Origin of the sequence: Mesorhizobium sp. L-8-10 (genome assembly GCF_016756635.1) — a bacterium.
In the GTDB taxonomy this organism is placed as follows: Bacteria; Pseudomonadota; Alphaproteobacteria; order Rhizobiales; family Rhizobiaceae.
This window is the reverse complement of sequence record NZ_AP023263.1, coordinates 947,176-961,962: the sequence shown is the minus strand read 5'-3', so window position 1 is coordinate 961,962 and position 14,787 is coordinate 947,176. Positions and strand designations below refer to the sequence as shown.

General features: G+C 66.4%; 12 protein-coding genes and 3 pseudogenes. 6 read left to right on the top strand and 9 right to left on the bottom strand.

The annotated features are described in order from the left end of the window. Positions 1-6: 6 nt before the first annotated feature. The 3 genes from nirD to JN280_RS04350 are packed head-to-tail and all read left to right on the top strand — an operon-like array spanning position 7 to position 4,205. Entirely contained in the window at positions 7-336 is a 330-nt protein-coding gene (gene nirD, locus JN280_RS04360; protein WP_202314529.1) for a nitrite reductase small subunit NirD, read from the top strand. 7 nt (positions 337-343) lie between these two features. After that, positions 344-3,022 (top strand): nitrate reductase, encoded by a 2,679-nt coding sequence (locus JN280_RS04355; RefSeq protein WP_202310281.1) that lies wholly within the window; start codon positions 344-346, stop codon positions 3,020-3,022. Next, a complete protein-coding gene (locus JN280_RS04350) occupies positions 2,994-4,205 on the top strand; it encodes a siroheme synthase family protein (protein WP_202310280.1) in 1,212 nt (403 codons plus the stop codon). Before JN280_RS04355 ends, JN280_RS04350 begins: the two co-directional genes overlap by 29 nt. A gap of 9 nt (positions 4,206-4,214) precedes the next feature. On the opposite strand, the gene JN280_RS04345 is transcribed toward JN280_RS04350, so the two are convergent. The 6 genes and pseudogenes from JN280_RS04345 to JN280_RS04325 all read right to left on the bottom strand — a co-directional run bounded on the left by JN280_RS04345 (position 4,215) and on the right by JN280_RS04325 (position 9,905). Further along, positions 4,215-6,383 carry an acetate--CoA ligase family protein gene (locus JN280_RS04345; RefSeq protein ID WP_202310279.1) on the bottom strand — a complete coding sequence of 723 codons (2,169 nt, stop codon included), beginning with the start codon at positions 6,381-6,383 and terminating at the stop codon, positions 4,215-4,217. Continuing rightward, the gene (locus JN280_RS04340; RefSeq protein ID WP_202310278.1) at positions 6,380-7,534 is read right to left on the bottom strand and encodes an acyl-CoA dehydrogenase family protein; all 1,155 of its coding nucleotides are present in this window, start codon (positions 7,532-7,534) and stop codon (positions 6,380-6,382) included. Before JN280_RS04340 ends, JN280_RS04345 begins: the two co-directional genes overlap by 4 nt. 13 nt (positions 7,535-7,547) lie before the next feature. After that, a pseudogene (locus JN280_RS04335) lies at positions 7,548-7,868 on the bottom strand (CoA transferase); the annotation flags it as partial. Positions 7,869-7,880: 12 nt separating this feature from the next. Continuing rightward, a pseudogene (locus JN280_RS40225) lies at positions 7,881-8,006 on the bottom strand (CoA transferase); the annotation flags it as partial. Positions 8,007-8,013: 7 nt separating this feature from the next. Then, complete coding sequence (locus JN280_RS39285) at positions 8,014-8,820, bottom strand: flavin reductase family protein (RefSeq protein WP_244742952.1); 807 nt, start codon at positions 8,818-8,820, stop codon at positions 8,014-8,016. 11 nt (positions 8,821-8,831) lie between these two features. Next, positions 8,832-9,905, bottom strand: coding sequence for an LLM class flavin-dependent oxidoreductase (locus JN280_RS04325; RefSeq protein WP_202310276.1), 1,074 nt, complete (start codon positions 9,903-9,905; stop codon positions 8,832-8,834). 110 nt (positions 9,906-10,015) lie between these two features. Between JN280_RS04325 and JN280_RS04320 the strand changes: the two genes are divergently transcribed. Continuing rightward, positions 10,016-10,945, top strand: a complete 930-nt coding sequence (locus JN280_RS04320; protein ID WP_202310275.1) for a LysR family transcriptional regulator — start codon at positions 10,016-10,018, stop codon at positions 10,943-10,945. Here JN280_RS04320 and JN280_RS39935 read toward each other — a convergent pair whose 3' ends face one another. After that, positions 10,946-11,248: an SMP-30/gluconolactonase/LRE family protein gene (locus JN280_RS39935; protein ID WP_274609066.1), complete on the bottom strand. Its 303-nt coding sequence runs from the start codon at positions 11,246-11,248 to the stop codon at positions 10,946-10,948. A gap of 55 nt (positions 11,249-11,303) precedes the next feature. Then, a pseudogene (locus JN280_RS39930) lies at positions 11,304-11,831 on the bottom strand (SMP-30/gluconolactonase/LRE family protein); the annotation flags it as partial. Positions 11,832-11,940: 109 nt separating this feature from the next. Between JN280_RS39930 and JN280_RS04310 the strand changes: the two are divergent. After that, complete coding sequence (locus JN280_RS04310; RefSeq protein ID WP_202310274.1) at positions 11,941-12,543, top strand: TetR/AcrR family transcriptional regulator; 603 nt, start codon at positions 11,941-11,943, stop codon at positions 12,541-12,543. Between the two features lie 54 nt (positions 12,544-12,597). Here JN280_RS04310 and JN280_RS04305 read toward each other — a convergent pair whose 3' ends face one another. Next, entirely contained in the window at positions 12,598-13,581 is a 984-nt protein-coding gene (locus JN280_RS04305) for a Bug family tripartite tricarboxylate transporter substrate binding protein (RefSeq protein WP_202310273.1), read from the bottom strand. A 435-nt stretch (positions 13,582-14,016) separates the two neighbouring features. Between JN280_RS04305 and JN280_RS04300 the strand changes: the two genes are divergently transcribed. Continuing rightward, positions 14,017-14,787, top strand: a complete 771-nt coding sequence (locus JN280_RS04300; RefSeq protein ID WP_202310272.1) for an enoyl-CoA hydratase/isomerase family protein — start codon at positions 14,017-14,019, stop codon at positions 14,785-14,787.

Below are 14,787 nucleotides of genomic sequence, written 5' to 3'. Positions count from 1 at the left end.
CTTCACATGACCTGGTTCGACATCGGCACGATGGACGACATTCCGCAGCGCGGAGCGCGTTGCGTGACGACGCCGCAAGGCAGGATCGGCGTCTTCCGCACGCATGACGATCGCATCTTCGCCATCGAGGATCATTGCCCGCACAAGCGCGGTCCGCTCAGCCAGGGCATCGTCCACGGCGCGGCGGTCACCTGCCCGCTGCACAACTGGGTGATTTCGCTGGAAACCGGGAAGGCGACAGGAGCCGACGAGGGCTCGGTCAGGACGATCCCGGTCAGGGTCGAGGACGGACGCATCTCGATCGCGCTCGGCGAGGCGCTGTTGGCGGCGGAGTGACGGCGGTATGAGCGATGCAGGCCAGGCACCCGAAGTGAGGACGACCTGTCCCTATTGCGGGGTCGGTTGCGGCGTGCTGGCCAGGGTCGCCGCGAGCGGCAAGGTGTCCGTCCGCGGCGACCCCGATCATCCCGCCAATCGCGGCAGGCTGTGCTCGAAAGGGTCGGCGCTGGCCGAAACCATGGGCCTCGACGGGCGCGTGCTCCATCCCGAGATCGCAGGAAAACGGGTCGATTGGGATGCCGCTCTCGACCTCGTCGCTCGCAGGTTTTCCGAGACTGTCGCGGCGCACGGTCCCGACTCGGTCGCCTTCTACATCTCCGGCCAGTTGCTGACGGAGGACTATTACGTCGCGAACAAGCTGATGAAGGGTTTCATCGGCTCCGGCAATATCGACACCAATTCGCGGCTTTGCATGGCGTCGTCGGTCGCGGGTCACCGCCGGGCCTTCGGCGAGGATATCGTTCCGGGCGTCTATGACGATTTCGAGCAAGCCGATCTGATCGTGCTCGTGGGGTCCAATACGGCCTGGTGCCATCCGATCCTCTACCAGCGCATGCTGGCGGCGCGGAAAGAACGGGGATCGAGGCTCGTCGTGATCGATCCGCGCCGCACCGCGACGGCGCAGGAGGGCGACCTTCACCTTGCGCTCGACCCGGGTTCCGACGTGCTGTTGTTCAACGGCCTGCTGGCGCATCTGGCGCGTGTCGGCAAGGTCGACGAGAGCTACGTCGCGGCCAGCACTTCGGGCTTCGACAGCGCCGTATCGCTAGCCTTGGCCGATGCACCGTCGGTCGAGCGGGTCGCCGAAGGCTGCGGCCTCGCCGCGGCCGATGTGCGCCTGTTCTTCGAGCTCTTCGCCGCGACGGAACGCACGGTCACCGTCTACAGCCAGGGCGTGAACCAATCCGCCCATGGCACCGACAAGGTCAACGCCATCGTCAACTGCCATCTCGCCACGGGCCGCATCGGCATGCCGGGCATGGGGCCGTTCTCGGTCACGGGCCAGCCCAATGCGATGGGCGGCCGCGAGGTGGGCGGCCTCGCCAACCAGCTTGCCGCCCATATGAGCTTCGAGCAGGCGGCGGATGTCGATCGCGTTGCCCGCTTCTGGGGTGCGCCGAACATGGCGCGCAAGGCCGGCCTGAAGGCGGTCGACCTTTTCCAGGCCGCCGGCGACGGCCGGATCAAGGCGCTGTGGATCATGGGCACCAATCCGGCCGTGTCGATGCCGGATGCGGGCCGCGTACGCGCGGCGCTGAAGGCCTGCGATTTCGTGGTCGTCTCCGATGTCGCGCGAACCGACACGACCCGATATGCCGATGTCTTCCTGCCGGCTGCCGCCTGGGGCGAGAAGGACGGCATGGTCACAAATTCGGAGCGCCGCCTTTCGCGTCAAAGGCCGTTCATGGCGACTCCGGGCGAGGCGCGTGCCGACTGGCGCATCATCTGCGACGTTGCGCAGCGCATGGGTCTCGGCGGCGCGTTCGACTATGCCGGTCCTGCCGCGATCTTCCGCGAACATGCGGCCCTTTCCGCCTTCGAGAACGATGGCGAAAGGCTGTTCGATATCGGCGCCCTGACAACTCTCGACAACGAGAGTTATGAAACCTTCGAACCGCGTCACTGGCCGGCGCGCGCCGGAGGCGAGAGTTCGGATCGCCTTCTCGGCCGGGGGCGCTTTCCGACCTCAGATGGTCGCGCGCGTTTTGTGCCGGTGAGGCAGGAAGGTGTCGCCGGCGCAGTCGATACGGCCTTCCCGCTCGCCCTCAATACAGGCCGTCTGCGCGACCAGTGGCACACCATGACGCGCACCGGCCGCGTGCCGCGCCTCATGGCGAATGCGCCCGAGCCTGTCGTCGATCTTCATCCTCGGGATGCGGCCGCGAATGGGGTGAAGGATGGCGATCTCGCGCATCTCTCGACGCGCTACGGTTTCGCCCGCGCCAAGGTGCGCGTCACCGATGCGCAGCGGCCGGGCCAGGCGTTCCTGCCGATGCATTGGAGCGGCCACTTCGCGGCCAATGCGGGCGCGGGCTCGCTTTCCTCGCCGATATCGGACCCCTTCTCCGGTCAGCCCGAGCTCAAGCATGTGCCTTTGCGCATAAGGCGCGAGGAGATGGCATGGAGCGGCGTTCTGATGACCCGGCGCGACCTGCGGCCGACCGGCTTCGTGCACTGGAGCCGGCAGAAGGTGGAAGGAGGCTGGGTCTACGAGTTCGGAGGAACCGAAACGCCCGATCAAGGCATACTGCTCTGCCGGAAATTTTTCGAAGCATTCGATCCGGGCCGGATGCTCGAGTACCGCGATCGGCGTGGACTCGCCTACCGCGCGGCCGTCGTCGACGAAGCCGGGGCGATGGTCGAGGCGCTGCTGGTAGCAGCTCCGGGTCAGCTCCCGGCGCGGGATTGGCTGGTTTCGCAGCTCGGCTCACGCGCTCCGCTGACACTGGCCGAGCGCCAGGCGCTGTTGTCCGGCCGCGCGCCCGTGGCCGTTCCATCCGCAGGGCGCATCGTGTGTTCCTGTTTCAATGTCGGCGTCAACCAGCTTGCCGACGCCGTCGCCGCGGGCTGCCGCGATCTGGAAGCCATCGGCAAAACCCTCAATGCCGGCACGAATTGCGGCTCCTGCCGTTCCGAGATCAGGACCATCATCGATGCAGCTCATATCCAGGCAGCCGAGTGATCCGGCACCGGCCCGTATTCGGCCCCTCAGTGTCCTGCCGGTCTTTCTCGACCTCCAGGGCAAACGCGCGGTGGTCGCGGGAGGCACCGACGGAGCGGCATGGAAGGCCGAATTGCTCGCGGCGGCCGGAGCGCATGTCCACGTCTATGCGCCGGCCGGCGACGTTTCTTCCGAAATGCGCCGCGTCATCGATCGCGAACCGGCAATCATTCACCATCAGCGGGTCTGGGACGCGGCAAGCCTGGAAGGTGCTGCCGTGGCGTTGGCGGACGCCGAGGGCGATGACGAGGCGGCTCGTTTCGAGGCGGCCGCGCGAGCGGCGGGTGCCGCCTGCAACGTCATCGACAAGCCTGCCTGGTGCCATTTCCAGTTCGGCTCGATCGTCAATCGCTCGCCCGTCGTGGTCGGCATCTCCACCTCGGGCGCCGCGCCGATCCTGGGCCAGGCGATCCGCCGCAGGATTGAGGCCTCGCTGCCGCCCGCGCTCGCCGAATGGGCGGCCCTGGCGCGCCGGCTGCGCGACCGCGTGACGGAACGGCTTGCTCCGGGCCCCTGCCGCCGCGCCTTCTGGGAAAGGCTCGTCGATCGCGCTTTCGGGCCGGCTCCCACCGCCGATGCAGAAACCGAGCTTCACGAAGCGATTGCCGTCGGATCGGCTGTTGGCCGGACCGGTCACGTCACCTTCCTTGTGGTTCCGGGCGATGCCGAATTGCTGACCTTGAAGAGTGTGCGGGCCCTGCAGGCGGCCGATGTCGTCCTCTTCGACCACCACGTTCCGGACGACGTGCTGGAGCTGGCGCGCCGCGAGGCTGGACGCATTCCGGTAAGCCGGCGGGGAGGGCCGGAATCCAGCCCGCGCGAGATCGCCGACATGATGGTGAGCCTCGCCAGAGATGGCCGCCGCGTCGTGCGGCTGCGGCACTGCGACGAGATGATGGCCGGCAACGCTGGGGAGATCGAAGCCTTGGGTCGTGCCGCTATCACCTATGACGTCGCGCCGGGGGTCGGCACGGTGGCAGCCACGGTGGCCGCCACGGACGTCGCGCCCGGCGCCGGTTTTCAGCGCGCGGGCAGGGATCGCGTCACCCGGCCCGGCCCGTCATGGATCCTGTTCCGAAGATCCGTTCGGGGATTTCGATCCCGGCCGGTTCGTCATCCGCTTCCCCGGCTGCTTCGCGAGTGACGGTCGACGTCATTCTTCGCGCGCGGGTTCTGGGCGCAGAAGCTGCAGCTCGCCCTTGTCTGGACCTGCCGAGGTTACTGAAACGACTGCGTCGGCAATGTCTGCGCCTTCGCCTTGAACGCGGACGAATACCGGGTTCATGTCGACCTCGCACACGGAATTCCGTTGATCGATCAACATGGTGCTGACCTTCAGCAGCAGGTCGACGAGCGCCTCGACATCGGCCGGAGGCGCTCCACGAAAGCCTGCAAGCAGGTCCGCAACCTTCGTCTCGGCAATCATGGCAAGGGCGTCGCCCCGGGTCAGGGGCGCAAGGCGGAACGCCACGTCGCCGAACGCCTCGGCATGGATGCCGCCCGCGCCGAACATGACCGCCGGTCCGAGCGCGGGGTCGCACATGCCGCCCACGATGACCTCGACGCCGCCCGGCAGCATCGGCGCGACGAGCACGCCTTCGAATTCGACCGAACGGTCGAGACGGGCGGGGATCGCGACAATGTCCTCATAGGCGGCGCGAACGGCCGCGGCATCGCCGAGCCCGATCCGAACGCCGCCGATATCCGACTTGTGTGGCAGATTCCGGGAGACGATCTTGAGGACGACCGGATAGCCGATCGTCCCGGCAGCGGCGACCGCATCATCCGCGCTTCGAACGAGCTTCTCGCTCGGCACCTCAATGCCCGCTGCGCGGAGGATCGCCTTGGACTCCGCTTCGTTGAGCGTGGTCAGGTCGGTGCTGCCGCCCTGCGTCAAAGCAGGCGACGACACAGCCGACATCTGCACCAGGCGCTTCCGTGCTTCGGCAAATCGCCACAGGGCGCCAAGACCGCGGATGCAGCGCGCCGGCGTCGGGTAGACCGCGATGCCCGCGTCGCGCAGCAGGTCGACGCCCTTGCGCGCCGCCTCGTCGATCGGCGTCCAGGACACCGTCACCGGCAAGCCGGTGCTGCGCGCCATGTCCGCGATTGCCGTCACGGCGCGGGTCGCCGCAACGCCGCCGATCGCGGCAAGCCCGATCGCCACCATGTCGAACGCGCCGGATTGCCCGGCGAGCCGGATGGCCTCGCCGAACGCCTCTCCGCCGCTGATCGCCTCCGCGGTCACGTCGAGCGGGTTCGATACGCTCGCGAAGGCGGGCAGGATCTTGCGCAGGTCGCCGAAGAGTCCGTCTCCGAGGGGCGGCGTCGCGAGGTCGTATCTCGCCGTTCGGTCGGTCATGGCGATGCCGGCGCCGCCCGACAGCGTGACCATCAGCACCCGGTTTGAGGCAGGCAGTTCGGGCGCCGCGAACGCCTTCAGGCAGTCGGCCATGTCGGCGATGTCGTCGACGTCGATGATGCCGAACTGGCGGAAGGCGCTGAAGTAGAGCCCGGCATGACCAGCGAGATTGGCCGTGTGCGAGGCCGCCGCCCTGGCGCCGCTGTCGGTATTGCCGACCTTCCAGACCACGAGCGGCTTGCGCAGGCGCAACGCCTTCAGCGCGATCTGGCGCAGGCGGACGCCATCGCGCAGGCCCTCGACATACGCGCCTACCGAGGTCGTGCCGTCATCGTCGAGATATGCGTCGATCAGGTCGAGCGTGCTTACATCGGCTTCATTGCCGGTCGAGACGTAGTGGCGAAGGCCGACGCCCTCGCCATTGAGCCCCATCACGATCGAATTGCCGAAGGCGCCGGATTGCGACGTCAGGCTGGTTCCGCCGACCTCGTAGTCGAGGCCGTACGGCACGCCGAAGCCGAGCCGCACGCCGTCGGCAATGTTCATCATGCCCTGGCAGTTCGGGCCGACGATGCGGATGCCGCCTTCCTCGGCCGCGCTTTCCAGTTTCACCTGCAGGGCCTCCCCCTCCGGGCCCGTTTCCGCGAAGCCGGAGGAGAAAACGATGGCAAAGCGCACGCCGAGCCGACCCGCCTCCAGGATGATGTCGGGAACCATTGCGGCCGCCACCGCAACCACGACGAGGTCCGGCGCCGAGGGCAGGGCGGCGAGGCTCGGATAGCTCTTCAGCCCGCCGATCTCGGCGTGGCGCGGATTGATCGGGAAGACGTCGCCGTCGAAGCTCTTCTCGCGCAGATATCTGATCGGCTGGCCGCCGATGGCGAGCGGGTTGGAACTTGCGCCGACGATGGCGATGGACCGCGGCCGGAAGAGCGTCTCGAAGGAGGTGCTGGTCGTCATTGGGCGCCCTTCAATGTCAGCTTGGCGATGGTGAGTTGGTGGATCTGGCTCGTGCCCTCATAGAGACGGAACAGCCGGACATCGCGGTAGAAGCGCTCGATGGCACTGTAGTCGGCGACATAACCCGAACCGCCGAACATCTGGACGGCGCGGTCGGCGACGCGGCCGCACATCTCCGAGGCGAAATACTTGCAGATCGAGGATTCAAGGCTGGTGTCGCGCCCCGCGTCGCGCTTGCGGGCCGTTTCGAGAACGAGCGCGCGGGCCGCGTGGATTTCGGTCTGGCAGTCGGCAATCATGGCCTGGACGAGCTGGAAGTCGCTGACCGGCCGGCCAAACTGGCGGCGGCTCGTCACATGGCCGATCGCCTCGTCGAGCATTCGGATCGCCGGGCCGATGCACAATGCAGCGAGATGCAGCCGCTGCTTGTTCAGCACCTTCATCGTCGTGCGGAAGCCCATGTTTTCCGCGCCGCCGATCAGGTTGGCGGCCGGCACGCGGCAATCGGCGAAGTGAACCTCGGAGACGGGCGAGCCGGCCTGCCCCATCTTGCGGTAGGGTGCGCCGGTGGTAAGCCCCGGCGTGTCGCGCTCGACGACGAAGGCGCTGACGCCGCGCGCGCCTGGCTTGTCCGGATCGGTCCGCGCCAGAACGGTGAAGAGGTCGGCGATCGGAGCGTTGGTGATGAAGGCCTTCGAGCCGTTGAGGACGTAAGTGTCGCCGTCGCGGGCCGCGCTGGTGGCGAGCGCCGCCGCATCCGAGCCCGCATCGCGCTCCGTCAAGGCCAGGCAGCCGGTCAGGGAGCCGCTTGCCAGTCCGGGCAGGAAGCGCCGCTTCTGGTCCTCGGTTCCGTCGGCAACCAGCGCTTCGGAGCCGATGCCGGTATTGGTGCCGACGCGGGCGCGAAAGGCGACGGCGCATTGCGACAGTTCGAGCGCCGCCGTGACGAGTTCTTCCGCGGTCAGGCCGAGGCCGCCATATTCTTCCGGAATGCTCCAGCCGAAATAGCCGCGCGCCCGCATGTCCGAGACGATGTCGTCCGGCACCTCGTCGGCGGCTGCGACCCGTTCCTCGTTCGGGATCGCAACGGTGCGCACCCAATCGCGCACGTCGGCCAGCAGCCGATCGAGCTTTGGCTGATCGCGGATCATATCTCCTCCCGCGCTACGGGTTGCGGATCTGTCTTGCGACGGCTCCTTCGATCTCCCCCAGGATCGCGTCGGTATGTTCGGCAAAGGCGGGCGGGCGCCGGCGATAGGTCGCCGGCGTGCCGGACAGCCTGACCGGACTTGCCGTGCCGCGAACGCCATCGACCTCGACGATCATTTCGCGCGCGGCCGTGTGGGGATCGGCGACGACGGCATCGATGTCGCGCACGGATGCGCAGGGCACGCCGGACGTAATCAGCCCTTCGGCGATTTCGCCCGCCTGATGCCTGGCAAGCGCCTGTTCGAGGATGGCGCGCAACGCGTCGCGATTGAAGTTGCGCGCCGCCGTCTCGTGACCTTCGGGCGGCTCGACCTTGATGACGTCGCCGCCATGGTCGGCGAGGATCTGCGCACGGTAAGGTCCGCCAGGAACGCGACTTGCGTCGATGGCGCGAATGCCGTCGAGCGCGCCCATCGGCTGTTCAGGCTGCCTCAAGGGTCTGCAACCGGCCCTGGAAGTTGACCAGCGGCTCGCCGGCGCGGGAATCGACGCCGACGATGCTGCCGACGAACATGCTGTGGCTGCCGACGACGTGGCTCGCCATCAGTTCGCACTCGATCGCGCAGAGCGCATCCTCGAGGACGGGAAGGTCGAGCGCCCCGGTGCCCCAGCGCCCCTCGTCGAAGCGTGACGCGCCTTTCGTACCGTCCTGCCCGGCAAAGCGAAGCGCGAGCTCCTTGTGATCGACGTCGAGCAGATTGACCGAGAAGCGGCCGTTCGCGACAATCACGTCATGCGCCTCGGCGCTGCGGTTGACGCAGACGAGCAGGCAGGGCGGTTCGGCCGAGACGGACGTGACTGCGGTGACGGTCATCCCGCGCCGCCCGGAGTCCGCGCCGGTCGCGACGATGGCGACGCCCCCGGCCAGGTTGCGCATGGCCTGCTTGAAATCGTCGACGGCCACGGGCGGCATCTGCGCGACGACCGGCTCGCGCTCGACGATGTGGGCACGAATGGCGCCGTTGGCGTCCACCCAGCCCTTGCGTTCGGCATAGGCGACCATGGCGCTGAACCCCTTTTCCCATTCGGGATGCCCGGCGCGCGGCGCCAGGCCTCTCAGCTGTTCCGGATCGATCCAGGCGTTGCTCTCGCCGTCGAGCCGGGCGATGGGCCTGAGAGCGTCGGCCGCCCGGCACCGGGCATTCGCCTCGACGGCGACGGCGAAGCTGGTGAAATCGTCGTCGCCCGCGAGCAAAAGCCCGCCTTCACCGGTGACACGGATCTCCATGGCCTTTTTCCTCAGGCTGCGTCGCGCGCTTGGGCCGTGTCGGTGCCCAGTTCCTTGCGGATCGCGGGGATGATGCGCTCGCCCCACAGCTCGATCTGCTCCAGCATCGTCTTCTGGTCGAAGTCGCCGAGCTGAGTCTGGATCGCGATGTGGTCCGGCTTGAGGATCGAAATCTCCTCCAGCATCCGGTCGATGACCTGATTGACGTTGCCGACCGGCAGGTTGCTGCGCAGCTCGTCGAAGGTCACGTCGGTCGGGCTCGGCTCCTCCTTGATCAGGTAGCCGTCCTCGCTCTGCGCGCGGCGGAACTTGAGGCTCTCCGACAGGCGGCGCTGGAAGCGCGCATTGTCGAGATAGGAATCGACCTCGGCGGGATTGTCGCTGGCAAAGGCGCAGCGCAGGAAGCCGAACTTCGTGCCCTCAAGCTTGCGGCCTTCCTTCTCGGCGATGCCTTCGAGGCGGGTGCGCAGGTCGTGGACGCCGTCGAGGCCCTTGAGCAGCGCGGTGACGAAGAGGTTGTGGCCTTCGCGCATCGCCTTGCCGAGCGTGTTCGGATTGCCCGACGTCACCCAGATCGGCGGCAGCGGCTCCTGTACGGTGCGCACCGCGATCGAGGTCGGCGGGATCTTCAGATGCTTCCCGTCATAGGAGAAGAGCTTCTCCGTCAGGCCGAGCTGCAGCACGTCCATCATCTCGGCATAGAGCTCGTGGGCGTCTTCGAGGCTGGTGCCGAAGCGCTGGAACTCGAAATCCTGATAGCCCGAGCCGACGCCGAGATCGAGGCGTCCATCCGAAACGGTGTCGGCGAAGCCGACTTCGGCCAGAAGGCGCAGCGGCTGATAGAGCGGCAGGATGCACACGGCCGTACCAAGCCGGATACGGCTGGTACGGCCGGCACAGTGGGCCACGGTCATCAGCGGGGAGGGAGACAGCGAATAGTTGTTGAAGTGATGCTCGGCGTACCAGGCATTGTCGAAGCCGGCGGCTTCCGCGGCGACGGTCTGCTCGACCGAGTTCCTGATCACCTCGCGCGACGACTGGTGATAGCCGCGCTGCTGGGCGAGGATGAAGACGCCAAATTCCATCGAGCTATCCTCCAAGTTGCTCATCTCGGGGGAAAGGCTAGGACATTGCGGAATTGGCAACAATCGGAGATATCTGAACAAGACTTGTGCAGTCTGTGCAAAGGAGAGCCATGGCGCGGCTTCAGGCAATGCGGCTGTTCGCGGATACGGTGCGGCTCGGCAGCTTCTCGCAGGCTGCGCGCAATGCCGGCCTGACGCCGGGCTCGGTGTCGCGGCGCATCTCCGAGCTCGAACAGGGGCTCGGCGTCCAGCTCTTCAGCCGCACGACGCGGCAGATCGCGCTGACGGAAGCCGGCCGCGTCTATTTCCAGCATATCGAGAAGGTGCTCGACAGCATCCTCGAAGCCGAAAGCGCGGCCGCGGCGCTGCAGGAGACGCCGCGCGGCACGCTGCGCATCCATTCGCGTACCTTGTTCGGCCTGCTTGTCCTCTCGCGTCTCATCCCCGCCTTTCGCGAGCGTTATCCCGACATCAAGGTCGAGCTGCGCCTGTCCGAGCGCCCGATTCAGTTGCGCGAGGAGGATTGCGACATCGATTTCCGCATCGCGCCGCCGCGCGATGCGGGGCTGATGCAGCGCAAGCTCTTTTCGAGCCAGCGCGTCCTTCTCGCTTCGCCGTCCTATCTCGGCCGCCACGCCGCGATCGAGACGCCGTCCGACCTGGCCCATCACGCCTGCCTCAGCTATCTGATCGGGCATGACGAGCCGGTCTGGCGCTTCCTCAGGGATGGAAAGCTGGAGGAAATGCCGGTGCCGTCGAGCTTCTCGGTCAACAACGGCATGATCCTGCGCGACCTTGCCCTTTCCGGTCACGGCATCGCGCTTCTCGACGACTATACGGTGACGGAGGAGCTGGAGCGCGGCGCGCTGGTGCGCGTGCTCGAGCGCTATCGCGTGACCAACACGACCTTCGACGAAGGCATGTACGCGACCTATCTGGAGGTCGCGCATGTCGCCGAAAAGATCAGGGTCTTCCTCGATTTCCTTGTCGCGGAACTGAAGCCGATGATCGCGCGGCGCAACGCCGTGCTGTCGGCATGATCAGGGCAGGGTGACGCGGTGCCCGGCGAGGCCTGCAACCCCGAGGCCCTCGATCGCATAGAGCCCGCCGGCGCTTTCGTCCCCGTCGAGGAGCCGGCCGCTGTCGCTGAGCGACGTTAGATAGAGCGTATCCAGCTTCGGGCCGCCGAAGGCGAGGCTGGTCGGGTGCTTCGGCGGCACGTCGATGAGGCGGTCGAGCGTGCCGTCCGGTGCAAAACGCGCGATGGCGGCGCGATGGACGAGCGCGCTCCAGAGAAATCCTTCGCTGTCGATCGTCGCGCCGTCCCGGGGCCGAGCCCACATCGGCGAGATCGATGAAGGGCGCGCGGTCCGAGAGATTGCCGCCATCGTCGCGGCGATAACGCCAGATGACCCGCGCGGCGCTGTCGGCCAGATAGAAGAAGCGGCCGTCCGGCGAAAAGCATGGACCGTTCGCAACGCCGATCCCGGCATCTAGCTCTGTGACCGTTCCGTCGCCGGTCACGCGGTAGAGGCCGCCAAGGGGCGGGTCGCCCGCGGCGCGTCCGACATGCATCGTGCCGCAGACGAAACCGCCCGCCGCATCCGCGATCCCGTCATTGATGCGAACGTCGGGATGGTCGATCCCGAGCGGCGCCAGCGCATGCATCGACCGGTCCGTGAAGTCGTAGACGGCAAAGCCGTCCTTCAGCGCCAGGATCGCGCGTCCGTCGTCCGAAAGCGCGAACGACCCGAGCGGCGCAGGCACCTCGAAGTCGTCGCGGCTTCCGCTCGTCACGCACAGCCGGCGCACGATGCCGGCGCGGCAGTCCGCCCAGTAGAGATGTCCGCAGGCGCCGTTCCAGACGGGGCATTCGCCCAGTCTGTCGCGCGTGTTGCCGATGCGCCTGATCGCGATTTTCCTCACGCCCAATCGCCGTCCTGCATATGCCTTGACCGGTCGGTCAGCGAAACATAGGGTCGATCCATGTTGCCGCGACGCGCGGTGGCAGGAGCGGGAGCATGAAAGAGAAAAGATGAAGACTGTGGCCGCGGAAATCGAGCCCAAAGAACGCGTTGCGCAGATATTGGAGGCGTCCGCACGAATATTTGCCAGCAAAGGTTACGATGGAACGTCAATGCGCGATATTTCCGAATCGTGCGGAATATCGAAGTCGCTTCTCTATCATCATTTTCAGAGCAAGGACGAGCTCTACACGCGCGTCGCGCAGACGGCGACGCAGGAACTCTACAGTTTCGTCGAGGGTCGCGTCGCCGGCGAAACCGACCCGATCGCGAAGATCCGGGCGTTCATGATAGCGACGGCGGAATATTTCCATCGCTACCGCTGGGCATGGATCGCGTCGACCAATGCGTTCTGGAGCGATCCGAAGCGTCATCGGCAGAAGGAGCGCATGATGCGGCGAAAGCGCTATGAAGAGCATCTGCGCGCGCTGATCCGCGAGGCGATCGAAGCGGGGAAAATCCGCAATGTCGACGAGGCGATGGCGGGACGCCTGATCCTGTCGTCGCTGAACTGGATGCATCGCTGGTACGATCCCTCCAAGCCCGCCACGCCGCAGGAAATCGCCGACATGTTCTTCGACTTCATCCTGCACGGGCTCGAGAAAAGAGCCTGAGGACCACAGCGGGATCGGCCGGCCGCATGGACCGCCCGATCCCGTTTTGGGCGGCTAATTCAGCGCGAGGTTCTCGGAGGCGACGATCTCGCCCCACAGCGCCGCATCGTCCTGCAATTGCTTGTCCAGCACTTCCGGTCCGCCTTCGCGGGGGCGCAGGCCCTGCGCCTCGAGGCGTTCGCGTATCGTCTTGTCCGCCAGCGCCTTGTTCGCGGAGGCATTGACCATCTCGATCATCTCCGGCGGCGTGCCCTTGGGCGCGTGAAGCGCGGTCCAGAACGACGCTGTCAGCTTCGGATAGCCGAGTTCCTTCAGGGTCGGCGTGTCCTTGAATTGCGGCAGCCGCTCGTCTGTCGTCAGGGCCAGCATCCGCAACTGGCCGGCACGGATGTGTTCGAGTACGGCGATCGGCGTTGCAAAGCTCAGTTCGGCCTGCATGCCGAGCAGGTCCACGATCGATGCCGGATTGTTCCGATAGGCGACGTCGACGACCGGAATGTCGAACTCCTTGCCGAGGATCAGCCCGAAGAGGTGCGTCACGCTGCCGGGGCCGAGCGTTCCGTAGCGCATCGGCCGTTTCTGCTCCTTCGCCCAGGCGATGAATTCGGCGACGGTTTTGGCGGGCACCTGCGCGTTGATGGTCAGCGACAGCGGCCCGTCGAACAGCATGCCGACGGATTCGAAATCCGCGAGCGCATAGGGCAGGTCCTTGCGCAGGAGCACGTTGAGCGAGATCGGACCGGTGCCTCCCGCCAGAAGCGTCAGCCCGTCGGGTTTGGCGCGGGCCACGTACTGGGCGCCGACGATGCCGTTGCCGCCGGGCTTGTTCTCGACCAGCACCGGCCGCCCGAGATCCTGCGACATGTACTCGGCGACCATGCGCACGATACCGTCGACAGATCCGCCGCCGCCATAAGGCACCACGATCGTGATCGGTTGGTCGGACTGGGCCTGCGCCGTGCCGGACATCGTCGGCAATGTGCAAAGTGCGGCGGCGGCCATCAAGCCCAGGGCGCCGCGTCGGTTGAAGGCCTTCATGCAAACTCCTCCCTTGCGTTGTGCAGATGACAATAAATTGACGAAGACTGACCGATCAGTCAATAGCGTCCGCACATCGGCGCTCCGCGCAAGGGCTGTGGAGCGCGAACGGTGCGTCCGAATACCGATCGATCGGTCAGCAGTTACCGTCGGGACGATGGGGGAACGATGAACGCTTCACGGCCCGGCCCTAAGAGGCGCGCGTGACGGCATCGGCCGCACGACGGCCCGGATGCTGCCTGCCGCGATCGACGGTGGCCTGCGTCGGGGAGGTGACGGCTTCAACTGAAAGGCGGCGCCTCGAAACAGTCATGCTGACCAATCGGTCAATTCGTAGTTTTTGCGATCGGTGTGTTGAATCCTTGGTTCGCAAATGATAGCAACGTCACGCTGACCGATCGGTCAGTATCGATGGAGGAGAATCAGGAGGAGGCCATGAGTGCGGGGCCGCTAAGGCTTGAAGTCGCCGATCACATAGCGCTGGTGACGCTCGACCGTCCGCCGGTCAATGCGCTCGACCGCGCCGCGCGCGCCGCGCTCGTCGAGACTTTCGATGCGCTGTCCGAGCGCGACGATGTCCGCGCCGTCGTCCTGACCGGCGCGGGCAACACGTTCTGCGCGGGCGCCGACCTCAAGGACCGTCCCGACCCGGACAAGATGGGCGACTTCCTCAGCCACAATCGCATCACGCGCGAGACCGGCAATTCGATCAGGGAATGCTCCAAACCCGTCATCGCCGCCGTCAACGGTCCGGCGCTCGGCGCCGGCTTCGGCCTGATGGCGGCGTGCGACATCTTCATCGCTTCCGAGAACGCGACCTTCGGCATGCCCGAGATCAATGTCGGGCTGGCCGGGGGCATCTCGATGCTGCGCACCATTTTCGGCCGGTCGAACACGCGCCGCATGTTCTTCACCGGAATGCGCGTCAGCGCCCAGGAACTCTACGACCGCCGGATCATCGAAGCGGTGACCTCGCGCGAGGAGTTGCTGCCGATGGCGATGGAAATCGCCGCCGAAATCGCCTCCAAGAGCCCGATCGCGATCGCCTACGCCAAGCAGGCGGCCAACATGGTCGATCTCATGCCGCAGCGCGACGCCTACCGTTTCGAGCAGAATTTCACCATGGCGTTGTCGAAGACCGAGGACGCGCGCGAGGCGCGCATGGCCTTCATCGAAAAGCGCAAGCCGGTCTTCAAGGGGCGCTGA

What these genes read in the sequence shown, in the direction of transcription:
- JN280_RS04320 (WP_202310275.1), top strand. Translation starts at nt 10,016, where the DNA reads ATGGCGCGGCTTCAGGCAATGCGGCTGTTCGCGGATACGGTGCGGCTC.
- JN280_RS04340 (WP_202310278.1), bottom strand. Translation starts at nt 7,534, where the DNA reads ATGATCCGCGATCAGCCAAAGCTCGATCGGCTGCTGGCCGACGTGCGC.
- JN280_RS04355 (WP_202310281.1), top strand. Translation starts at nt 344, where the DNA reads ATGAGCGATGCAGGCCAGGCACCCGAAGTGAGGACGACCTGTCCCTAT.
- JN280_RS04345 (WP_202310279.1), bottom strand. Translation starts at nt 6,383, where the DNA reads ATGACGACCAGCACCTCCTTCGAGACGCTCTTCCGGCCGCGGTCCATC.
- JN280_RS39285 (WP_244742952.1), bottom strand. Translation starts at nt 8,820, where the DNA reads ATGGAGATCCGTGTCACCGGTGAAGGCGGGCTTTTGCTCGCGGGCGAC.
- JN280_RS04350 (WP_202310280.1), top strand. Translation starts at nt 2,994, where the DNA reads ATGCAGCTCATATCCAGGCAGCCGAGTGATCCGGCACCGGCCCGTATT.
- JN280_RS04300 (WP_202310272.1), top strand. Translation starts at nt 14,017, where the DNA reads ATGAGTGCGGGGCCGCTAAGGCTTGAAGTCGCCGATCACATAGCGCTG.
- JN280_RS04325 (WP_202310276.1), bottom strand. Translation starts at nt 9,905, where the DNA reads ATGGAATTTGGCGTCTTCATCCTCGCCCAGCAGCGCGGCTATCACCAG.
- JN280_RS39935 (WP_274609066.1), bottom strand. Translation starts at nt 11,248, where the DNA reads ATGTGGGCTCGGCCCCGGGACGGCGCGACGATCGACAGCGAAGGATTT.
- nirD (WP_202314529.1), top strand. Translation starts at nt 7, where the DNA reads ATGACCTGGTTCGACATCGGCACGATGGACGACATTCCGCAGCGCGGA.
- JN280_RS04310 (WP_202310274.1), top strand. Translation starts at nt 11,941, where the DNA reads ATGAAGACTGTGGCCGCGGAAATCGAGCCCAAAGAACGCGTTGCGCAG.
- JN280_RS04305 (WP_202310273.1), bottom strand. Translation starts at nt 13,581, where the DNA reads ATGAAGGCCTTCAACCGACGCGGCGCCCTGGGCTTGATGGCCGCCGCC.